This is a genomic window from Paracoccus sanguinis, assembly GCF_900106665.1.
GTDB lineage: Bacteria > Pseudomonadota > Alphaproteobacteria > Rhodobacterales > Rhodobacteraceae > Paracoccus > Paracoccus panacisoli.
Window position 1 is genome coordinate 279465 of the sequence record NZ_FNNA01000001.1, and the last position, 21637, is coordinate 301101.

20 protein-coding genes are annotated in these 21637 nt (G+C 71.1%); 13 read left to right on the top strand and 7 right to left on the bottom strand.

The annotated features are described in order from the left end of the window. The first annotated feature begins 2 nt into the window (after positions 1–2). The 4 genes from kce to BLW17_RS01395 all read left to right on the top strand — a co-directional run bounded on the left by kce (position 3) and on the right by BLW17_RS01395 (position 4066). Positions 3–935 carry a 3,5-dioxohexanoate:acetyl-CoA acetone transferase gene (gene kce, locus BLW17_RS01380; RefSeq protein WP_036730980.1) on the top strand — a complete coding sequence of 311 codons (933 nt, stop codon included), beginning with the start codon at positions 3–5 and terminating at the stop codon, positions 933–935. 173 nt (positions 936–1108) lie between these two features. After that, positions 1109–1693 carry an NADPH-dependent FMN reductase gene (locus tag BLW17_RS01385; protein WP_036730981.1) on the top strand — a complete coding sequence of 195 codons (585 nt, stop codon included), beginning with the start codon at positions 1109–1111 and terminating at the stop codon, positions 1691–1693. 60 nt (positions 1694–1753) lie between these two features. Continuing rightward, the gene (locus tag BLW17_RS01390) at positions 1754–2068 is read left to right on the top strand and encodes a GNAT family N-acetyltransferase (RefSeq protein ID WP_036730982.1); all 315 of its coding nucleotides are present in this window, start codon (positions 1754–1756) and stop codon (positions 2066–2068) included. A 345-nt stretch (positions 2069–2413) separates the two neighbouring features. After that, positions 2414–4066, top strand: a complete 1653-nt coding sequence (locus tag BLW17_RS01395) for an alpha/beta hydrolase (protein ID WP_036730983.1) — start codon at positions 2414–2416, stop codon at positions 4064–4066. 27 nt (positions 4067–4093) lie between these two features. On the opposite strand, the gene BLW17_RS01400 is transcribed toward BLW17_RS01395, so the two are convergent. Next, entirely contained in the window at positions 4094–4702 is a 609-nt protein-coding gene (locus BLW17_RS01400) for a TetR/AcrR family transcriptional regulator (RefSeq protein ID WP_052176133.1), read from the bottom strand. Next, complete coding sequence (locus tag BLW17_RS01405; RefSeq protein ID WP_036730984.1) at positions 4699–6672, bottom strand: oleate hydratase; 1974 nt, start codon at positions 6670–6672, stop codon at positions 4699–4701. Before BLW17_RS01405 ends, BLW17_RS01400 begins: the two co-directional genes overlap by 4 nt. 228 nt (positions 6673–6900) lie before the next feature. Here BLW17_RS01405 and BLW17_RS01410 point away from each other — a divergent pair, with 228 nt between their 5' ends. The 4 genes from BLW17_RS01410 to BLW17_RS01425 all read left to right on the top strand — a co-directional run bounded on the left by BLW17_RS01410 (position 6901) and on the right by BLW17_RS01425 (position 11304). After that, positions 6901–7992 (top strand): catalase family protein, encoded by a 1092-nt coding sequence (locus BLW17_RS01410; RefSeq protein ID WP_036730985.1) that lies wholly within the window; start codon positions 6901–6903, stop codon positions 7990–7992. A gap of 46 nt (positions 7993–8038) precedes the next feature. After that, positions 8039–8749, top strand: a complete 711-nt coding sequence (locus BLW17_RS01415) for a hypothetical protein (protein WP_052174802.1) — start codon at positions 8039–8041, stop codon at positions 8747–8749. A gap of 1 nt (position 8750) precedes the next feature. Then, positions 8751–10127 (top strand): Dyp-type peroxidase, encoded by a 1377-nt coding sequence (locus tag BLW17_RS01420; protein WP_036699726.1) that lies wholly within the window; start codon positions 8751–8753, stop codon positions 10125–10127. A gap of 226 nt (positions 10128–10353) precedes the next feature. Continuing rightward, a complete protein-coding gene (locus tag BLW17_RS01425) occupies positions 10354–11304 on the top strand; it encodes a glycosyltransferase family 8 protein (RefSeq protein WP_052176134.1) in 951 nt (316 codons plus the stop codon). On the opposite strand, the gene BLW17_RS01430 is transcribed toward BLW17_RS01425, so the two are convergent. Next, positions 11280–11837, bottom strand: coding sequence for a gamma-glutamylcyclotransferase (locus BLW17_RS01430; protein WP_036707420.1), 558 nt, complete (start codon positions 11835–11837; stop codon positions 11280–11282). The two genes, BLW17_RS01425 and BLW17_RS01430, sit on opposite strands and share 25 nt — an antisense overlap. A gap of 93 nt (positions 11838–11930) precedes the next feature. Between BLW17_RS01430 and BLW17_RS01435 the strand changes: the two genes are divergently transcribed. Further along, entirely contained in the window at positions 11931–12932 is a 1002-nt protein-coding gene (locus BLW17_RS01435; protein WP_036707418.1) for a DUF2125 domain-containing protein, read from the top strand. A gap of 9 nt (positions 12933–12941) precedes the next feature. On the opposite strand, the gene BLW17_RS01440 is transcribed toward BLW17_RS01435, so the two are convergent. Beyond that, positions 12942–13862: a prephenate/arogenate dehydrogenase family protein gene (locus BLW17_RS01440; protein WP_036707417.1), complete on the bottom strand. Its 921-nt coding sequence runs from the start codon at positions 13860–13862 to the stop codon at positions 12942–12944. Further along, positions 13859–14962, bottom strand: a complete 1104-nt coding sequence (gene hisC / locus BLW17_RS01445) for a histidinol-phosphate transaminase (protein ID WP_170835584.1) — start codon at positions 14960–14962, stop codon at positions 13859–13861. Before hisC ends, BLW17_RS01440 begins: the two co-directional genes overlap by 4 nt. 344 nt (positions 14963–15306) lie before the next feature. Here hisC and queA point away from each other — a divergent pair, with 344 nt between their 5' ends. From queA to lpdA, 4 genes are read left to right on the top strand one after another with little or no spacing between them, the layout of a single operon-like run. Next, entirely contained in the window at positions 15307–16392 is a 1086-nt protein-coding gene (gene queA, locus BLW17_RS01450) for a tRNA preQ1(34) S-adenosylmethionine ribosyltransferase-isomerase QueA (RefSeq protein WP_036733756.1), read from the top strand. After that, a complete protein-coding gene (locus BLW17_RS01455; RefSeq protein ID WP_074825987.1) occupies positions 16386–17681 on the top strand; it encodes an MFS transporter in 1296 nt (431 codons plus the stop codon). The genes queA and BLW17_RS01455 overlap by 7 nt, the downstream gene beginning before the upstream one ends. A 6-nt stretch (positions 17682–17687) precedes the next feature. After that, positions 17688–18299: a DUF924 family protein gene (locus BLW17_RS01460; protein WP_036733755.1), complete on the top strand. Its 612-nt coding sequence runs from the start codon at positions 17688–17690 to the stop codon at positions 18297–18299. A gap of 59 nt (positions 18300–18358) precedes the next feature. Next, the gene (gene lpdA / locus BLW17_RS01465) at positions 18359–19750 is read left to right on the top strand and encodes a dihydrolipoyl dehydrogenase (RefSeq protein ID WP_036733753.1); all 1392 of its coding nucleotides are present in this window, start codon (positions 18359–18361) and stop codon (positions 19748–19750) included. Between the two features lie 191 nt (positions 19751–19941). On the opposite strand, the gene BLW17_RS01470 is transcribed toward lpdA, so the two are convergent. Together BLW17_RS01470 and proB are read right to left on the bottom strand one after the other, a co-directional pair. Next, positions 19942–20490, bottom strand: coding sequence for a GNAT family N-acetyltransferase (locus BLW17_RS01470; protein ID WP_231572782.1), 549 nt, complete (start codon positions 20488–20490; stop codon positions 19942–19944). A gap of 2 nt (positions 20491–20492) precedes the next feature. Further along, positions 20493–21608 (bottom strand): glutamate 5-kinase, encoded by a 1116-nt coding sequence (gene proB, locus BLW17_RS01475; protein ID WP_036733766.1) that lies wholly within the window; start codon positions 21606–21608, stop codon positions 20493–20495. Positions 21609–21637 lie beyond the last annotated feature (29 nt).

Genomic DNA, 21637 nt, shown 5'->3' on the forward strand with positions numbered 1-21637 from the left:
CCATGGCCAAGACCCGCAAGACGATCATCACCTGCGCCGTGACCGGGGCGATCCACACGCCATCGATGTCGCCGCACCTGCCGATCACCCCGGCCGAGATCGCCGAGGCCGCCATCGGCGCCGCCGAGGCCGGCGCCGCCATCGTCCACCTGCACGCCCGCGACCCGCAGGACGGCCGCCCCGACCAGTCGCCCGAGGCGTTCCTGCCGTTCCTGCAGGTCATCAAGCAGCGCTCGGACGTGGTGCTGAACCTCACCACCGGCGGCGCCCCCACCATGACCATCGAGCAGCGGATGAAGCCCGCCGCGACCTTCCGCCCCGAGGTCGCCTCGATGAACATGGGCACGATGAACTTCGGCCTCTTCCCGATGCTCGACCGCTTCGAGGGCAAGCTGAAGCACGCGTGGGAACAGGATTATCTCGGCAACCGCGACATCGTCTTCCGCAACACCTTCGGCGATCTTGAGCGGGTGATGACCGATCTGGGCGCCAACGGCACGCGCTTCGAGTTCGAGTGCTACGACACCTCGCACCTCTACAACCTCAAGTATTTCCACGACCGCGGCATCGTGAAGGGGCCGCTGTTCATCCAGACGGTGTTCGGGCTGATGGGCGGGATCGGCGCGCACCCGGACGACGTGATGCACATGAAGCGCACCGCCGACCGGCTGTTCGGCGACCAGTACCGCTGGTCGGTGCTGGGGGCGGGCAAGAACCAGCTGCCGATCGCGGCGATGGCCGCGGCGATGGGCGGCAACGTCCGCGTGGGGCTCGAGGATTCGCTCTGGGCCGGGCCCGGCAAGCTGGCCGAGACGAACGCCCAGCAGGTGCGGCTGGTGCGCCAGATCATCGAGGGGCTGGGGCTCGAGGTCGCGACCCCCGACGAGGCGCGCGAGATCCTCGCGCTGAAGGGCACCGACGATCTGCGGTTCTGAGGTCCGCCACACCTCGCGCTGCGCAAGGCGCCTTCGTTCGACAGGACAGAACGCCGGTTTCTCGGAACCGGCTCTGGCCGCCGGCCCGCCGGAGGGCCAAGTAGGTGGCACACCCGGCGCGTGCACCGGCAAGCGCCCATCCGTGACTGCGACAGACGAAGGACCGCTGCACCATGACCAAACCGCATATCGCCATCATCATCGGCTCGACCCGCAAGGCCCGGTTTGCCGACAAGCCCGCGAACTGGCTGCTCGAGAAAGCCAGCGCCCGCGACGACATGACCTTCGAGCTGGTCGATCTGCGCGACTTCGACCTGCCGTTCTTCGACGAGGTCGCCTCGAACGCCTGGGTGCCGTCCAGCGATCCGCGGGCCGTGGCCTGGCAGGACAAGATCGGCAGCTTCGACGGGTTCATCGTCGTGACGGGCGAGTACAACCACTCGATCACCGGCGCGCTCAAGAACGCGCTGGACCAGGCCTACAAGGAATGGAACCGCAAGCCGCTGGCCGCGATGGGCTATGGCGGCGTGGGTGCGGCCCGCGCGATCGAGCATCTGCGCACGATCGGCGTCGAACTGCAGATGGTGCCGCTGCGCAACGCCGTCCACCTGGGCGGGGGCGAGTTCTTCAAGGTCTCGCCGCTGGGTCAGAACGGCGAGATGAGCACGGTGGAAGAGGTGCTGGCCCCGTCGCTCAACGCCATGCTGGACGAGCTCGCGTGGTGGGCCAACGCGACGATGGCGGCGCGCGCCGCCTGACGGACTGGGCCGGGGGTCGCCCCGGCCTCCCAACCCCCGACTGGACAGGAAGCGACACGAATGACCGACGTCACCATCACCCGCGAGGACGGCGGCCCCGGCGGCCGCTACGTGGCCCGGATCGAGGGCCTCGACGCCGAGGGCGAGCTGACCTTCACCCGGCAGGGCGAGGGCCTCATCAGCGCCGACCACACCGGCGTCCCCGACGCGATGGGTGGGCGCGGGGTGGGCAAGGCGCTCGTGCAGGCGCTGGTGGCGGACGCGCGGGCGAGTGGCGAGCGGATCGTGCCGCTCTGCAGCTTCGTGCGCGCCGAGGCGGAACGTCATCCCGAGTGGGCCGATGTGTTCGCCGATCCAGGCGATGATCGGCAGTAAGGTCTGACCTGCACCTCGTGACCCGGGGCGGCCGAGAGGCCGCGCCCGGGTTTTCTGTTCAGGTGGCGCGGGCTCGCGGCCCCCCTGCCGCGCTCACGGGAGCGTCTTGGCGCTGCTCCGCTCGATTACGATGCAACCGATCTGCCTGCGGCCCGCCGCAACAGGCAGGCCCCGCTCGCCCGCGATGTTCGGCACGGCCGCAACAGGCCCCCGACCGGCGAACGGGCGTCGGAATCTTCGCCGAACGCTGGGTTCCTCGCCCGCGCCGTCGCCACCCGCTTGGCCCGGCGGCCGGCGTTTGGCATCGTCACCGCGACGCCCGAGACACATGCGAGACGACACGCCATGAACCTGCGCAAACCCCTCGGCCTCGCCATGCTGCCGCTGCTCTTCGGGCTGCTGTTCTTCGCCGCCTCGCTCACCCCCTCGCTCATCCCGCGCAGCTGGCAGGTGCAGGGCGCGCTCGGCGGCCTCGTGGCCGCGTTGGGATACCTGATCGCGCGGTTCTGGCTCAGCCTCTGGCGGGCGCTGATGCTGCCCGAACTGCGCGGACGGGCGGCGGACGTGGCCCATGCGGTGCTCGCCGCGCCGGTCCTCGCGGCGCTGGCCGTCTGTCTCGCGCAGGCAGGCGAGTGGCAAAACGGCATCCGCACCCGCATGGGGATGGCGCCGATCGAGACGATCCAGTCGCTGCCGATGCTCGCGCTCGCCATCACCGTCTTCACCGTCCTGATGCTGGCGGGGCTGATGATCCGGCTCAGCTTCGACGCCGTGCGGCAGCGGCTGGCCCGGCACATGCACAGCCGCACGGCCGATGTCGCGGGGCTGCTGCTGGTGCTGATCGCGCTGCTGATCGTCACCCGCGACGGGGTGCTCGACCGGGTGATCGCGGGGCTCGACGCGTCCTACACCGCGGCGCAGGCGCTCTTCGACACCGCGCCGCCGCCGCCCGCGGACCCGGCCCTGCCGGGCAGCGCCGCCTCGGGCATCGACTGGGCGGCGATGGGCCAGCCCGGCCGCGATTTCGTCACCGGCGGGCCGTCTGCCGAAGCGATCGCTGCCTTTTCGGGGCGCCCGGCGCTGCGGCCGGTCCGGGTCTATGTCGGGCTTGCCCAGGACGAGGATCCCGCGATCCGCGCCCGCATCGCGCTCGAGGAGCTGAAGCGGGTCGGCGGGTTCGACCGCAAGGTGCTGGTCGTGGCGCTGCCGACCGGCACCGGCTGGCTCGACCCCGGCAGTTTCGACGTGCTCGAATACATGCACAACGGTGACGTGGCCACGGTCGCGGCGCAGTATTCCTATCTGCAATCGCCGCTGGCGCTGCTGCTTGAGACGAACTCGGGGCTCGAGCAGGCGACTGCGCTGATCCGCACAATCCACGCCTACTGGCGCAGCCTGCCGCGCGAGATGCGGCCGCGGCTCTACATCCACGGGCTCAGCCTCGGCGCCTGGGCCTCGATGCACGGGACCGACCTCTTCGCGCTGCTCGACGAGCCGATCGACGGGGCGTTCTGGACCGGCTCGCCCTTCCCCTCGGGCTTCTGGGCCGAGGCGACCGCGGCGCGCGACCCGGGCAGCCCGCACGTCATGCCGGTGGTGGGCGACGGGCGGCTGATCCGCTTCGCCTCGCACCTGCGCGACGCGGGCGGGCCCGAGGGATGGGGTCCGATGCGGCTGATGTTCCTGCAGTATCCGAGCGACCCGATCGTGTTCTACGAGCCGGCGTCGTTCTGGCGCGCGCCCGCCTGGATGCGCGAGCCGCCGGCGCCGGACGTCTCGCCCGAGCTGCGCTTCGTTCCGGTGGTGACGCAGTTCCAGCTGGCGCTCGACATGGCGCTCGCCACCACGGCGCCGGCGGGCTACGGCCACAGCTACTATGCGCCGGACTACGTCGGGCCGTGGGCCGCGGTCACCGCGCCCGAGGGGTGGACCGCCGCAGACAGCGACCGGCTGGCCCGGCACTGCGACCGCGGATTTCAGCAGGGTTGCCCGGACTGATCCGCGGCTGAGCTGCGACCGTCCCGCTCAGCGCGGCGCGACGCTCGACCGGCAGATCAGCCGCAGCGCGTCGGCGAGGCTCGGGCGGTCGTTCGGGGACTGGACGACATACCCCGTCCAGAGCGTGTGCAGCATCTGCGACAGATGCAGTGGCGGAACCTGCCACTTCACCCCGTGCCGCGCCGCGAGCCCGTCGAGCAGGCGCGCGAAGTCTGTGTGATAGGCCGCCCGCAGGCGGTCGAGATGGGCGGCGAAGTTCGGGTCGCGGCGGGCGTGGAGGTAAAGTTCGATGGTCAGCCGGGCCGGCACCGGCTGGTCGCCCAGCTCCTGCAGCCGGGCGGCCAGCAGCGACAGGTCCTCGTCCAGCGAGCCGCCGACCATCCGCGCCATCAGATCCTCGATCTCGCGGATGGCGGCGTGCATCTGCTGCTCGAGCAGCGCCAGCAACAACTCCTCCTTGTCGGTGAAGTTGGAATAGAACGCGCCCTGCGAGAACCCGGCCCGCTCGCACACGCCGCGGATCGAGGCGGCCGCCACACCGCCCTCGGCGATGATGTCATTGGCGGCCTCGATCAGGCGGGACCGGGTTTCCTCTTGCATCTGGGCGCGGCTGCGGCGCTGCGGCAGCTGGGTCATGTGCGACGGTCATCCTTCTGCTGCAGGCTGAGCGTCGCCGCGAGGCGCCGCACCACTCCGGTAATGGCCTGACCACCGGCGCGGATCAACAGACTTGCATCCGCCCCGATCGGCCCGCCGTCGTCATGCTCGGGCAGCGGCGGCAGGATATGGGCATAATAGGTGTTGCCCAGCAGCTTGTGCAGCAGCCGCTCGCCCGGGAAGGGCTGGTTGCTGTTGAGCGCCCGCGCGGCCTTCAAGAGGTTGCGGATGTCGTACTGCGTCGGGCTGAGGTCCGGCACCTGCTTGGGCAGGTCGAGCAGCGTATAGGCCGCGATCCGCCCGGTGCGGACCGAGCTTTCCACCGTGAACACCACGTCGTTGCGGGTCTCCACGAACTGCCCCAGCAGCGCGAGGTTGGTGCAGCCCTCGGGTACGATCTCGGGGCGGTCGCCCCTGGCGCGCGGCATGAACTGCGCGGTGATGTAGGGCATGAGCGCCAACCGGACCTTGGTCTGCTGGACGATGCCGTCGAGCTGCGACTGCGGGATGCCGAGGTGGTGGCAGAGCTCCGACAGGATCTCGCGCCCCGTGCACTCGGGCATGGTCTTCTTCACCTTGTCGCCGGGCTTGTCCATCAGCAGCGCATAGACCCAGACCACCAGCGTGTCCTTGGGCTGGTCGGGGAAATGCGGCTGGCGGTTGATGGTGACGCTGAGCACCCAGGACGAGTCGGTGAAGGTGATGATCCCGCCGGTCGCGGTGCGGCCCGAATAGGGGTCGTTGACCGACAGGTCGGCCAGCCGCTCGGTCAGCGCCGACGGCTTGCAGGTCAGCGTCGCGGATTCCCACATCGAGCGGTCGGGCTGGCTGTAGAATTTCTCCGGCTTGCCGAAGACCGGCGACCTGGAGGCGAGGTTGCGCCACAGCGTCCAGTCGCTCTCGGGCCCCGGCTCGCCCTCGAAGCGGATGCGGGGCGGGGCGGTGTCCATGTCGCCGTAGCTCGTGCCCTCGGTGATCGAGCCGGGCAGCGCGAAGACGAGGTCGCGAGGGCCGACCGCGATCTGCTGCGGGGTGCCGTCCACGACCGCGTGCAAGGCGGTGACGGTGCGGGCGCCGTCCTTTTCATCGAAGCTCATGTCGGTGACGCGGGTGCCGAAGCGGAACGTCACGCCGCGGTCCTTGAGGTGGCGGACCAGCGGTTTGATGAAGCCGTCGTTCTGGTTGTACTTCGGGAACACCAGCGCCGACATGTCGGTCAGCCCGTCGATCGAGTCGACGAAGCGGTGCACGTAAAGCTTCATCTCGAGCAGGCTCTGCCAGTTCTCGAAGGCGAACATCGAGCGCCACAGGAACCAGAAGTTCGACTGCAGGAAGCCCTCGCTGAACCAGTCCTCGATGGTGAGGTCGTCCAGGTCCTCTTTCCGGGCCAGCATCAGCCGGACGAGTTCCCACTGCTGCGGCTTGGTCAGCCCGAGGGTCGAGAAGTCGCGGATCTGGCCCTGCTTGTGCATGAGCCGCGCCTTGGACCAGTTCGGGTCGGCGTCGTTGACCATGCGGTATTCGTCAAGGACGCTGTAGCCCTCGGGCAGTTCCAGCGCCTGCACGTCCTGCAGCATGTCCCACAGCTGGTCGTAGTTCCAGTTCATCTCGCGGCCGCCCCGGACGATATAGCCGTCCTCGGGGTTGCCGGCCCCGTCCATCGACCCGCCCGAGACCGGCAGCGCGTCGTAGACCGTGATGTTGGCCCCCGGCATGTGGCCGTCGCGGATCAGGTAGAACGCGGCCGCGAGCCCGGCGATGCCGCCGCCGATGATCAGCGCCTTGCGATCCGTCACCCCCTCGGGCGCGAACGGCTTGTGGCGCTGGTAGGTGCCGATCATGTCCGGCTGGGGCAGGGTGTTCTGCTTGCTGTGGTGCCAGTAGCCGGCGGTGGCGTCGGGCTGATGGTCCACGGGGCGCGGTGCATGGGGATAGGCGGGATTTCGCATGACGTGTCCTCTTTTTCTGATTCGCAGTCCGGAACTTGAACGGAACAGGTCGTTCCTGCGTTTCATAGATGACACTAGTACTTCAGATTTCAATTGATATCCAAACTGACGCTGCGGAAACTCGGATATCACTTCATATCTCAAACCCCTGACCCGATATCTGCTTCAGGCACACCGAACCGCCCCCCCGAACTGCCCCTCGAACCGCCTTGCCGAAAGGATCGCCCGATGACCGACAACTACGTCCGCTACACCCCCGAGGTCGAAGTCCCGGTCGAGGACGAGGCGCGCCTCATCGCCGAGATCACCGACCAGATGTCCGAGACGAACCTGGAGGCATTCGAGCGTCACCGGCACGCCATCCGCGACGCCCACGCCAAAAGCCACGGCGTCCTGACCGGCACGCTGACCATCCCCGCCGACCTGCCCGCGCATCTGCGCCAGGGCGTCTTCGCCCAACCGGGCGAGTACGACGTGGTGGCGCGGATCTCGTCGGCCCCCGGCGACATCCACAGCGACGAGATCCCCCAGCCGCGCGGCTTCGCGCTGAAGATCATGGGCGTCGAGGGCAACCGTCTGCTCAAGCGCGACGACAGCCACTCGCAGGACTTCCTGATGGTGAACCTGCCGGTGCTGCCCTTCGGCGACATCCCGAAATACAAGCAGATGCTCGGCCTGCTCGAAAAGCGGGCCCAGGCGCCCCAGCGGGTGCAGCGCTTCGGCGCCGCGGTCGCCCGCAGGCTCGAGAACGCAATCGAGGCCGTCGGCGCCACGCCGGGCGTGACGCTGCAGGGTCTGGCGCTCTCGAACGACAACCTGCTGGGCGAGACGTTCTTCACCCAGGGCGCGCTGCGCTTTGGCGACTACATCGGCAAGGTCTCGCTCGCGCCGCGGTCCGAGAACGTCCGCGCGCTGACCGGCCAGCCGATCGAGGACATGTCGTATTCCCGCATCGAAGAGGTCGTGCGCGACTTCTTCCGCGACAACGAGGCGGTCTATGACCTGCGCGTGCAGCTCTGCACCGATCTGGACGAGATGCCGGTCGAGGATGCCGCGATCCTCTGGGACGAGGAGAAATCCCCCCAGCAGGTGATCGGCACCGTTCGCTTCGCCCCGCAGGACAGCTTCAGCGACGCGCGGCGCGTCTATGCCGACGACGTGCTGTCCTTCAACCCGTGGCAGGGGATCACCGCGCACCAGCCGCTCGGCTCGATCATGCGCATCCGGCGCACCGTCTATGACGTCTCGTCGGACCGCCGTCACCGGCTGAACGCCGTGACGCGGACCGAGCCCGCGTCGGCCGCCGACATCCCCGCCTGACCCCCCTCCCCTCCCCCCTCACCCGATCAGAGAAAGGACCACAGCCATGGCCGAGAAACTGCGCGAGACCGGCGGCGACCCCCGCCTCGAGGACGAAAGCAAGCTGGCCGAGATCCGTCGCCGGATCGAGGAGGTCGCGACCGACGCCCCGACGCTCGCGAAGATCGCGCTCGAGGCGATCATCCGCAAGCACAACCCCGACCTCAAGGGCACCGCCCAGAGCGCCGGCCGCGCCGGGATGCAGTCGGGCAACGTGTCCGAGCTGACCGCCATCGCCGACCTCAAGCCCGGTGGCGCCGACCGCCTGCGCCGCATCTTCAACCTGACGAACGGCAACATGGACGGCGCGCAGCGCGTCTCGACGCTGCACGACATGCGGTTCGTGTTCCTCGACAACGACACCAAGATCCTGTTCGCCACCACCTATGACGGCGACTGGGACGCCTACATCAACGACTTCGCCACCAAGATCCCCGAGCTGATGGACCTGCTGTTCCAGAACGTCGAGGGCTGGCCGGGCATCGACAGCCCCGAGGTCAAGGACTTCATCGCCGATCACCAGATCGACGCCTCGGGCTGGTTCGTGGCCAACCCGCAGGTCACCGTCGTGGACGTGCGCCGCTATCAGCGCACCGAGCACGCGCTGAACGAGTTCCTCGACACGATGAACAAGAACGCGGACGTGGACGACACGACCCGGGCGGCGATGAAGAAGCTGACCGACGAGATCGCCAAGCCCGAGCCGGTGGACTACTGAGATGGCGCTACTTTCCCGCATCAAGCAGCGGTTCTCGCGCGACAAGGTGGACCTGCAGCTGGACGACATCCAGGCGCTGATCCTGCGCAACCGGCCCGAGCCCTATTGCGGCGTCCACGCGATGCTGCACGTAGATGAGGCCGAAGGGGGGCGCGACCTGATTGCGCGCCTCGCGCCGCACATCCCCTCGGCCGACGGGTTCCACGACGACCTCGACGCCTGGACCGGCGTGGCGATCAGCCACGCGGGGCTCAAGGCGCTCGGCCTGCCCGAGGACACGCTGAAGACCTTTCCGCTGCCCTTCCAGCAGGGCATGGCGGCCCGCGCCGACATCCTGCGCGACTTCGACGAGAACGCCCCCGAGCACTGGGACGAGGCGTTCCGCGAGGGGCACTGCCACATCGCCCTGACGATCTACGCCGTGGACAAGGCGGCACTCGACAAGGCGGTGGAGAAGGCGAAGGGCGAGCTCGACAAGTCGAGCGGCGTCACGCTGCTCGGCACGCACGAGTTCGCGGCCGACGAAGAGGCCAAGAACCCCTTCGGCTTCCGCGACTCGATCGCGCAGCCCGACATCAAGGGCAGCGGCGTCGACCCGTGGCCCGGGGACCAGGAGGCGATCGCCCCGGGCGAGTTCATCCTCGGCGAGAACAGCGAGACCGGCAGCCCGCTCGGGATGCCCGAGCCGGCCGATCTCGGCCGCAACGGCAGCTATGTCGTGCTGCGCAAGTTCATCAGCCGGGTCGGCGCGTTCAACGACTTCGTCAAGTCGCACGCCGAGGGCGCCGACGCCCAGCACCTGCTGGCCGCCAAGATGTTCGGCCGCTGGCAGTCGGGCGCGCCGCTGGTGCTGTCGCCCGAGCATGAGGACAAGGAACTCGGCGACGATCCGGCGCGCAACAACGACTTCGACTTCTCGAACGACCAGAAGGGCCTGATGTGCCCGATGTCGAGCCACATGCGCCGGATGAACCCGCGCGACGGGCAGATGACGATCCTCACCGACGTGAAGATCAAGCGGATCATCCGCCGGTCCTCGACCTTCGGGCCGAAGTGGACGCCGGACGTCACCGCCGCCGACGACGCGGCCGAGGATCGCGGCATCTTCTTCATCTTCATCAGCGCCCGGGCCTTCGACACGATCGAGTTCATGCAGCAGGAGTGGATCAACCGCGGCAACTTCATCGACCTCGGTGAAGAGCGCGACCCGATCGTGGGCCTGCATCCCGAACCGGGACAGTTCACCATCCCCGAGGAGCCGGCCCGCAAGCGCATCAACGGCGTGACGACGTTCAACCGCATGGCGGGGGGCGAATACATGTTCATGCCGTCGCTGACCGCGCTGCGGTGGATCGGCGAAGGCAGCTGGGCCAAGTGACGCCAAGCTGACCGGCGTAGCAACGCCGGTCAGCCCCTCCCTCGCGCAGGTCCGCCCCCCCTCACCTTGGGGGAGCATACCCGAGGCGCGGAACCCGTCGCCGCGCGCTCCTCCCCGCGCAAGGCGGCCCGGGCCGGCAGAGCGATCTGCCGGCCCCTTTGATTCCTTGCCCCCGCCGTAGACTCGGGGGGTTGCCAATCCGCCCCGGCCGGGGATGTTCAGCGGAATGGACCCGACCCTCTCCCCCGGTTTTCGCCAGACCGCCGACGCCGCGGTGATCGTCGCCTGCGACGGTGCCTACCTGCCCTATGCGGGGGTGCTCGCGGCCCAACTCGCGGCGGTCGAGGGGCAGGGGTTCGACGTGCTGATCGGCTCGCCCGAGCCGCTGGCCCTGCCGCCTGCGCTTGGCGCCGCAGGGATCGGCCATGTCGCGGCGCAGGACGCGGGGCTCGCGCAATCGCTGCCGCTCGACGCACGCCGCTCGCTCGCCACCTATATGGAGATCTTCCTGGCCCGCGCGCTGGCCGGGCGCTGGCGACGCATCCTCGTGCTGGACGCCGACATCCTGCTCGAGCGCGGCGACCCGACGCCGCTGCTCGCGGCTGACCTACGCGGGCGGGCGGTAGCGGCGGTACGCGACAACCGCCAGTGGCGCAATCCCGGCAAGCGGACCCCGGACCAGAAACAGCTCGGCCGCCCCGCCGCCCCCTACTTCAACGCGGGCGTCGTGCTGATCGACACCGACGCCTGGGCCGCGGCCGACCTGTCGGCGCGCTGCGCCGCCTTTGCCCGCAGCCACCTCGCCGGGATCGGCCGCGACCAGGCGTTGCTGAACGGGGTGCTGAACGGCGACTGGACTGAGATGAGCCCGCTCTGGAACTGGCAGTTCACCTGGGCCTCGGCGCATCTGACCGCGATGGCGGACCCCTGCCTCGTCCATTTCATCGGCCCGGCCAAGCCCTGGCTCGCCGCCGCGGCCGGCATCGTGCCGATGCGCTACCGCGCCGCCTATGCCGGGCTGCCGCCGGGGCTGGCCGCCCCCGACCTCACGCGCCGCGCCTGGCCCGACCGCCGGACGCTCGGCCGCGCGCTCTTGCGCCAGTGGCGCGCGGCGGGGCCGATGCTCGACTATCTCGCGGCGTTCCCCGACCCTTACGCGCTCATCGACCCGCGCTGAGCGGTCAGCGCGCGCACCTGCGCCGCCAGCGCCGCGATGTCGTCGTCGGGGATGCCCAGCTCGTCCAGATGCGCGGCGGTGTTGAACAGATACTCGGCGTTCGGCCCCCGCCCGCCGTGGGCCGAGGCGATGATCCGCGCCTGTTCCTCGATCCCCAGCCCGCCGCAGTACTGCCAGTGCTCGGGGCGCATGACATAGGTCAGCGCCTCGACCCGCCGTCCGTCCGCCAGTTCGAGCGGCACCAGCGCCTCGCGGTAGGCCTCGGTCACCAGCTCGCGGGCGCGCAGCGCGGCGTGGACCTCGGGCCAGAGCGGCGCCTCGACCCTGAGCGCGAGGCCCGTGCAGAGATGCCCCGGCTGCGCCTCGAGCCCGAGGACCAGCCCCGGCGCCTCGGCGGTGCCGCGATGCTGGATCGAGCGCAGGCAGAAGCTGCGCCGCCAGCCGTCGGCCTGCGCGATCACCTGCTCGGCGACGGGGAACTCGGGCGCCCACATCAACGAACCATATCCGAACACCCAGCCGCCGTGATGCATCCCTTGCCCTTTCGCTTGCCGGCAGGTTAGGCCGGGCAGGCAAAGTTGCAAGCGCGCCCCCACGGCACGGGCGACAAGCTGGGCGGGGACCGAATGCGCAGGCTGATCCTTCTGGTTCTGGTCGTCGCGGCGGCGCTGGCCGCGGCGTGGCTGGGCGGCGAGACCTGGCTCGCGCGCGAGGCCGCGCGCCGCATCGCCGACGACCCGCAGATCGAGGCCGCCTCCGTCACCCCCCTGCGCCGCATCGACCGCATCGGGCTGCATCTCGCGGAGCTGAAGTTTGCGACCGAGGCCGGGCCGGCGACGCTGCCGGCGCTCGACCTCTGGGCCGCGCCGACGGCGCCGACGACGTTTCACGCCACCCTGCCCCCCGCGCTGACCCTGCCCGGCGACCGCGCGCTCGCGCTGACCGGCGGCGGGATGAGCCTGCGCGTCTCGCCCGGCAACGGCATGGCGATCGGCGCGGCGGGGGCCAAGGCGAGCGCCGTCACCCTCGACGGGGCGCCGCTGGCCGAGGGGGTGGACGTCACCGCCACGCTGACGCCGATGGGCGGCCACGCGCCAAAGGCGGCGCGCGCGAGCTATCGCGTGGCGGGCACGCTCACGCAGCTTGTCCCCGCGGCGCTCGGCCCGGTGCCGCCGGCGCTGGCCGAGGCGGGGCCGATCGGGATCGACGGGGCGGCGCAACTCTACCTCACCGGAGCGCTGAAACCGGGCGAGGAAACGCCGCCGCGCCTCGTCGGCGTGAACTCGGACGGGGTCAGGCTTCAGGTGGGCGCGCACCACGCGCGGATCAGCGGCCACGTCACCGCCGATGCCGAGGGGCGCGCCGCGGGCGCGGCCTTCGTCGACACGCCCGACCCGCGCGGCTGGCTCGACCTCGCCGCGGCGCTGGGGGCACTCCCCGCGCAGGTGGTGCCGCTCGCCACCACCGCGCTGCGCACGGCCTCGGGCGCCGAGGTCACGCTGCCCGCCGGCATCACCGCGCCGCCCCCGCCGCCCGAGGGCACGCTGCGCATCACCCTGATCTTCCGCGACGGGCGCAGCTTCCTCGGGCCGATGCCCATCGGCCCGGCGCCGCTGTTCGCGCCCTGAGGCCGCGCCTCAGCCCGGCCCGGCCCCGCGGCCGAAGTCGGGCGCGGCGGTGTCCTGGCCGGCCTCGATGATCCCGCGGCGGATGTTGCGGGTGCGGGTGAAATAGTCGTGCAGATGCTGCCCGTCGCCCATGCGGATCGCGCGCTGCAGCACGAACAGCTCTTCGGCGAAGCGGCCGAGGATATCCAGCGTCGCCTCGCGGTTGTGCAGGAACACGTCGCGCCACATCGTCGGGTCCGACGCGGCGATCCGGGTGAAGTCGCGGAAGCCCGCGGCCGAATAGCGGATCACCTCGGACTCGGTCACCCGCCGCAGGTGGTCCGCGACGCCGACCATCGTATAGGCGATCAGGTGGGGCGCGTGGCTCGTCACCGCCAGCACGAGGTCATGGTGCGGCGCCTCCATCACCTCGACATTCGCGCCCATCGCCCGGATCAGCGCCTCGAGCCGCGAAAGCGCGTCCGCGTCGGTCCCTTCCAGCGGGGTCAGCAGCCACCAGCGGTTGCGAAAGAGCGAGGCGAACCCCGCCCGCGGGCCGGAGTGCTCGGTCCCCGCCAGCGGGTGGCCGGGGATGAAATGCACCCCCTCGGGCAGATGCGGGCCGACCGCGTCGATCACCGCCTGCTTGACCGAGCCCACGTCGGTCACGATGGCCCCCGGCGCCAGATGCGGGGCGATCTCGGCCGCGACGTCGGCCATCGCCCCCACCGGCACGGCGAGGACCACGAGATCGGCGCCCGCGACGGCCTCGGCGGCGGTCTCGAACACCTCGTCCACCAGCCCGATCTCGGCCGCCGTGGCGCGGGTCTCGGCCGAGCGCGCGTGGCCGGTGATCCGCCCGGCGAGCCCCCCCGCCCGCATCGCGTGCGCCATCGAGCCGGCGATGAGCCCCAGCCCGATCAGCGCCACCCGCTCGAACCGGGCGCTCATGGCGCGGTCTCCGCGTCGCGGGTGGCCATGAACTGGCCGATGACATGGGCGACGCGGCGGCAGGACGCCTCGTCGCCGACGGTGATCCTGAGGCACGCGGGCAGGCCGTAGCTGGCCACGCGGCGGACGATGATCCCCTCGTCCCGCAGGCTGGCGTCGCAGGCCTCGGCGGTGGCGGCGTCGGCAAAGCGGGCGAGGATGAAGTTCGCGTGCGAGGGGTCCGAGGGCACCCCCCGCTCGGTCAGCGCCGAAGCGAGCCAGCCGCGCAGCCGGGCGTTCTCGGCCCGCGCGTGCTCGGCGTGGGCGCGGTCGCGCACCGCCGCCTCGGCCCCGTCCAGCGCCACGTTCGACAGGTTGAACGGCCCGCGGATGCGGTTGAGGACGTCGATGACCGCGCGCGGCCCGTAGCCCCAGCCGACCCGCAGCCCGCCCAGGCCGTAGAGCTTCGAGAAGGTGCGCGTCATCACCACGTTGGGCAGCCGCGAGGCGAGCTCGGCCCCGCCGTCATAGTCGCCGCCCACATACTCGGCATAGGCCGCGTCGATGACGAGGATCGCCTGCGGCACGGCGGCGGCCAGCCGCTCGAGCTCGGCCAGCTCGATCATCGTGCCGGTCGGGTTGTTGGGGTTGGCGACGAAGATCAGCCGCGTGGCCGGCGTCGCCGCGGCGATCAGCGCGTCGATGTCGGTGACGCGCTCACGCTCGGGCGCGGCCACCGGCGTGGCACCCGCGGCCATGGCGCTGATGCGGTACATCAGGAACCCGTGCTCGGTGAACAGCACCTCGGTTCCCGGCCCGGCATAGGCCTGGCAAAGGAAGTGGATGATCTCGTCCGAGCCCACGCCGCAGATGATCCGGTCGGGATCGAGCCCGTGCACCTCGGCGATGGCGGCGCGCAGCCGGGCGTGGTCGGTCGAGGGGTAGCGGTGCATCTGGTGCGCCGCCCGCGCCACCGCCTCGCGCGCCTTTTCGGACGGGCCGAAGGGGTTTTCGTTCGAGCTGAGCTTCAGCACGTCGCTGCGCCCCGAGAGGGTGGCGGTCCCGGCCTCGTAGAGCGCGATCTCCATGATCCCCGGCTGCGGTTCGATCGCGGCGCCGATCTGCGGTTCGACCGGGGGCGGAAGCGGCTGGCTCATCGGAGGTCCTCTGGCTCGGGTGAGCCGTCTTTAGACAGGCGGCGCGCGGTTGGGAAGGGCGCGGGGTGCGCGGGGGGTGGGCGGCGTGTGTGCGGGCGGGCGTCCTCGTCCCGCGGTCAGGCGTGCGGCCCGGCCTGCGCGCCCGGACCCCGGCACCGCGCGCCGAAGCGGGACGGCCCCTCTCGCCCGCCCCACCCCACGGCCCGAGGCACCGCCCGCCCCCGCCGAAACCGCCCCCCGTCTGACGTTCCCGCGACCCCGCCCTGCCCCCGCTTGACCCTGGGCGGCGGCGGGCCGACAAGACCGCCATGCAGCCCGCCGATCCGCCTCCTCTCCGCCTGTCGGACTTCGACTTCGATCTGCCCGAGGGGCTGATCGCCACACGGCCCGCGCGCCCGCGCAGCGCCGCGCGGCTGCTGGTCGCGCAGGGCGACCGGATCACCGATGCGACGGTCGCGGACCTGCCAGCGTTCCTGCGCCCCGGCGATCTGCTGGTCCTGAACGACACCAAGGTGATCCCGGCGCGGCTCACGGGCACCCGCACCCGCCCGACGCCCCAGGGCGACGCCGTGGCCCGCATCGAGGTCACGCTGACCGAGCCCACTCCCGAGGGCGGCTGGAAGGCGCTGGTCAAGCCGCTGCGCAAGCTCAAGCCCGGCGAGGTGATCCGCTTCGGCGACCACCTCTCGGCCCGCGTCACCGCCATCGCCGAGGGCGAGGCGACGCTGGCCTTCGACGCCGTCGGCGCGGCCTTCGACGCGGCGCTGGCCGAGGTCGGCGCCATGCCCCTGCCCCCCTACATCGCCGCGCTCAGGGCGCCTGATGCGCAGGACCGCACCGACTATCAGACCGTCTGGGCCCGCGCCGCGGGCGCCGTCGCCGCCCCGACCGCGAGCCTGCATTTCGACGCCCCCCTGCTCGCGCAGCTCGCCCGGGACGGGGTCGAGTTCGTCCACGTCACGCTCCACGTCGGCGCCGGCACCTTCCTGCCGGTCAAGACCGACGACGTCTCGCAGCATCGGATGCACGCCGAGCGCGGCATCGTCACGCCCGAGGCCGCCGCCGCCATCGCCCGCGCCCGGACCGAGGGGCGGCGCGTCATCGCCGTCGGCACCACCGCCCTGCGCCTGATCGAGAGCGCCGCAGACGCGGACGGCACCATCCGACCCTTCGACGGGGCGACCGACATCTTCATCCGCCCCGGCTACCGCTTCCGCGTCACGGACGGGCTGATGACCAACTTCCACCTGCCGAAATCGACGCTGCTCATGCTCGTCTCGGCGCTGATGGGGCAGGACCGCATCCGCGCGATCTACGCCCATGCCATCGCGGCGCGCTATCGCTTCTTCAGCTACGGCGACGCCTCGCTGCTTCTGCCCGAGGCATCATGCTGAGCGTCCTGCGATCCACCTGGCCGCTGCTGGCCGGGGTCATGCTGCTCATGGTCGGCAACGGGATGCAGGGCACGCTGCTCGGCATCCGCGGCGCGCATGAGGGCATCCCGACGAACCTCATGTCGGTCGTCATGTCGGCCTATTTCGGCGGCTTCGTGCTGGGCAGCCTGATCGTGCCGGGGATGATCCAGCGGGTCGGCCACGTCCGGGTCTTCGCCGCGCTCGGCTCGCTGATCTCGGCGGTGCTGATCCTCTATGCGGTCGACACCAACTGGATCGCCTGGGTGCTCTTGCGGCTGGTGATCGGGTTCAGCTTCTGCGGCGTCTACATCACCGCCGAAAGCTGGATGAACGCGAGCGCCGGCAACGAGACGCGCGGCCGGGCGATGTCGGTCTATTTCATCGTCCAGATGTTCGGCCTCGTCATCAGCCAGATCCTGATGAACGTCCCCGACCCGGGCGGCTGGCTGCTCTTCGTCATCCCCTCGGTGCTGGTGTCGCTGGCCTTCACCCCGATCCTTCTGTCGCAGGTCGAGGCGCCGCGGTTCGAGAGCATCGCGCCGATGAGCATTGCCCGGCTCTACCGCACCTCGCCCTTGGGCTGCGTCGGCATCTTCCTCGTCGGCGGGGTGTTCTCGGCGCTGCTGGGGATGGGCGCGGTCTGGGGCGCGGTCGCGGGGCTGAACGTGCGCGAGATCTCGGCCTTCGTGGCGGCGATCTGGGTCGGCGGGCTGCTGGCCCAGTATCCGGTCGGCTGGCTCTCGGACCGGATGGACCGGCGGGTGCTGATCGCCGGCCTCGCCATCCTCGGGACGCTCGCCACCGCGGCCGTGGTGCTGTCCGAGCCGTCGATCTGGGGCTACCTCGCGGCCTCGGCGCTTCTGGGCGGGGTAGCCAACCCGATCTATGCGCTGCTCATCGCCTATACCAACGACTCGCTCGACAGCCGCGACATGGCGGCGGCCTCGGCCGGGCTTCTGCTCATCAACGGCGGCGGGTCGGTGTTCGGGCCGATCGTCACCGGCTGGCTGATGTCGGCGATCGGGCCGGTCGGGTTCTGGGTCTATATCCTCGTGCTGCTGGCGATCCTGTCGGGCTATGCCGGCTGGCGAATGACGCGCCGCGCGACGCCTGCGCAGGACCAGGCCTTCGCCATCCTCTCGCCCGCGGCCACCCCCTTCGGGGTCGAGACCGCTCTGGCCGAGGCTGGCGATTCCACCGGGCCGCTGCCCACCCAGCCGCCCGCCGACTCGGCGGCCGCGCGGCCCCACCCGCTCGACGAGGACTGACCCGCCATGCCCGACTCCCGGCCCGCACCACCCGCCGCTGACGTGTCGCCCGCCGAGGTGGTCGGCTTCTGGGTCGACGAGGTCGGTGCCGACGGCTGGTATGCGCGCAGCACCTCGCTGGACCAGACGATCCGCGACCGCTTCCGCCCCGCGTGGGAGGCCGCGGCGACCCTCGCCCCCGACTGGGCCGCCCGCGGCCCCGAGGGCGCGCTCGCCGCGCTGATCCTGACCGACCAGTTCCCGCGCAACATGTTCCGCGGCGACCCGCGCGCCTTCGCCACCGACGCGCTGGCGCTGCGTCTCGCCGATGCGGCGATCGCCGCCGGTCACGACATGGCCACGCCCGAGCCCGCGCGGCAGTTCTTCTACCTGCCCTTCGAGCACAGCGAGTCGCTGGCCGATCAGGACCGCGCCATCGCGCTGTTCGCCGAGCGGATGCCGGGCGAGAACCTGCGCCACGCGCGGCTGCACCGCGACGCCATCGCGGCCTTCGGGCGCTTCCCGTGGCGGAACGCGGCGCTCGGCCGCACCTCGACGCCGGCCGAGCAGGCGCTGCTCGACGCGGGCGGTTACGGCGCGCTCGTCTCGGGCAAGGTGGTCCTTGCCGACCTCGGGTGAGCCTGCGATTGTGACCCGACGTCACACGGTTACGGCCGCAGGTTAACGGGGGACATGGGATGGCGCAGCAATTCGACGTGGTGGTGATCGGCGCCGGACCCGGCGGCTATGTGGCGGCGATCCGCGCCGCGCAGCTCGGGCTGTCGGTCGCCTGCGTCGAACGCGAGCATCTGGGCGGCATCTGCCTCAACTGGGGCTGCATCCCGACCAAGGCGCTGCTGCGCTCGGCCGAAGTGTTCCACATGATGGAACGCGCCAAGGACTACGGGCTGAAGGCCGGCGACGTGGGCTTCGACCTCGACGCGGTGGTGGCGCGCTCACGCGGGGTGGCCAAGCAGCTGTCAGGCGGCGTCGGGCACCTGCTCAAGAAGAACAAGGTCACCGTGATCATGGGCGAGGCGACGCTGACCGCCCCCGGAAAGCTGAGCGTCAAGACCGACAAGGGCACGGACGAGATCACCGGCAAGGCGATCATCCTCGCCACCGGCGCGCGGGCGCGCGAGTTGCCGGGGCTCGAGGCGGACGGCGATCTGGTCTGGACCTACAAGCACGCTCTGGTGCCGAAGCGGATGCCCAAGAAGCTGCTGGTGATCGGCTCGGGCGCGATCGGGATCGAGTTCGCGTCGTTCTTCAACACGCTCGGCGCCGAGACCACGGTGGTCGAGGTCATGGACCGCGTCCTGCCGGTCGAGGACGCCGAGATCAGCGGCATCGCCAAAAAGCAGTTCGTCAAGCAGGGCATGACGATCCTGGAAAAGGCGACGGTCAGGAAGCTCGACCGCAAGGGCGGCACGGTGACCGCCCATATCGAGACCGGCGGCAAGACCGAGACGCGGGACTTCGACACGGTGATCTCGGCCGTGGGGATCGTCGGCAACGTCGAGGGGCTGGGGCTGGAAAAGCTGGGCGTCAAGATCGACCGCACCCATGTCGTGACCGACGAATACTGCCGGACGGGGGTCGAGGGGCTCTACGCCATCGGCGACGTGGCGGGCGCGCCGTGGCTTGCCCACAAGGCCAGCCACGAGGGCGTGATGGTCGCCGAACTCATCGCCGGCCAGCACGCCCACCCGTGCAAGGCCACCAACATCCCCGGCTGCACCTATTGCCAGCCGCAGGTCGCCTCGGTCGGGCTGACCGAGGAAAAGGCCAAGGCCGCCGGACACGAGGTCAAGGTCGGCCGCTTCCCCTTCATCGGCAACGGCAAGGCCATCGCGCTGGGTGAGCCCGAGGGGCTGGTCAAGACGGTCTTCGACGCCAGGACCGGCGAGCTTCTGGGCGCCCACATGGTCGGCGCCGAGGTCACCGAGCTGATCCAGGGCTACGTCATCGGCAAGACCGCCGAGCTGACCGAGGAAGACTTCATGCACACCGTCTTCGCCCATCCGACGCTGAGCGAGATGATGCACGAGTCGGTTCTGAGCGCCTACGGTCGGGCGATCCATTTCTGAGGGACGCCGCGGCGGACACCCCGCTTCGGCGGGGCGGGTGGGGCAAGACCGAGCGCCTTGAGGCCCGTGGCTTCAGGGCTGCAGGCATCAGCGGTCGTCGTGCCAACCGCACCTGACCGTCAGCGCTGTCGGCACGGGCGGCACGCTCTCCGATCCCGCGGTGCGCGGCCCCTCCCCCCCGGCGCGGCGCCCTACCAGAGCGCCGGATCGGAAAGCGGCGCGGCACAGCGGCTGGTGCCCCGCAAGGGCGGGAGCGCGCCCGACGCCTCGCCCCCGGGCGGCCGGCCGAGCCACCCCTGCGGCATCGACAACGGGAACGGCGGTGCCGTCTCGCGCGGGTCGAGCGGCCGAAACCCCAGCCGGCCGTAGAACGCCGGGTCGCCGTAGGTCAGCACCGCGTCGACGCCCTCGGCGTCCAGCGTGGCCAGCGCCTCACCGAGCAGCCGCTGCCCGATCCCCTCGCCCTGCCGCCCCGTCGCGACCGCCATCGGCGACAGCAGCAAGACCCGCCGCGGGTCGTCCGAAAACGCGAGCGGCGAGAACAGCACGGCCCCCACCAGCGCGTCGCCCTCGCGGGCGAGGAACGCCTCGGCCGCTGGTGCCGGCCCAGCCAGCAGCGCGGCGGCAAGCCGGCCGACTCGCGCGCCCTCGGCGGGGCCTTCGGACGCCGCGAAGCTGTCGTGGATCAGCGACGCGATCTCGCCCGCCGGGTCAGCCGCCTGTCGCGTGACCCGCAGCACCGCTACCGCCCCACCACCATGTCATCCCGGTGCACCAGCGCGGTGCGCGGCGCGTAGCCCAGCAGCGCCTCGATCTCGTCGCTGCGGCGCCCGGCGATCAGCGCCGCGTCGGCGGAATCGTAGCGCACGAGGCCCTGCGCCAGCGCCGCGCCCTCGGGGCTGCGGATCACCACCGGGTCGCCGCGGTGAAAGGCGCCGCTGACCGCCCGCACCCCGGCCGGCAGAAGCGAGCGCCCCTGCCCCAGCGCCCGCGCGGCGCCGTCGTCCACGACCAGCTCGCCCCGCGGCTTCATCGCCGCGATCCAGCGCTTGCGCGCCGCCTGCGGGTCGCCCTCGGGCAGGAACCACGTCACCCGCGCGCCGGAAGCGACCGCCGACAGCGGCCGCAGCACCGAGCCCTCGGCAATCGCCATCGCGCAGCCGCCCGCGACCGCGGTGCGCGCGGCCATGAGCTTGGTCTTCATCCCGCCCTTCGACAAACCCGAGACGGGATCGCCGCCCATCGCCTCGATCTCGGCCGTCAGATGCGCGACCACCGGCAGATGCCGGGCCGTGGGGTCGGTCTTGGGGTTCGCGGTGTAGAGCCCGTCCACGTCCGACAAGAGCAGCAACTGGTCCGCCCCGCAGGTCACCGCGATCTGCGCCGCCAGCCGATCGTTGTCGCCGTAGCGGATCTCGTCGGTCGCCACCGTGTCGTTCTCGTTCACGATCGGCACCACGCCGAGGCTCAAGAGCGTCTGCATCGTCGCCCGGCTGTTGAGATAGCGGCGGCGGTTCTCGGTATCCTCGAGCGTCACCAGCACCTGCGCGGTGGTGACGCCGTGCGGGGCAAGCATCTCCTCGTAGGCGCGGGCGAGCCGGATCTGCCCCACCGCCGCCGAGGCCTGCGCCTGCTCCAGCGTCAGCGCGCCCGCGGGCAGGCCCAGCACCCGGCGGCCGAGCGCGATCGAACCCGACGACACCAGCACCACGTCCGCGCCGCGCCGCCGCCAGTCGGCCACGTCGTCGCAGAGGCCGCGCAGCCAGTCCGTCCGCAGCCCCTCGGCCCCGACCAGCAGCGCCGAGCCGATCTTGACCACCAGCCGCCGCGCGGCGGCGATGTCCGGGGTGGCGGGCATGGCGGTCTCGGGCATGGCGGTCTCGGGCA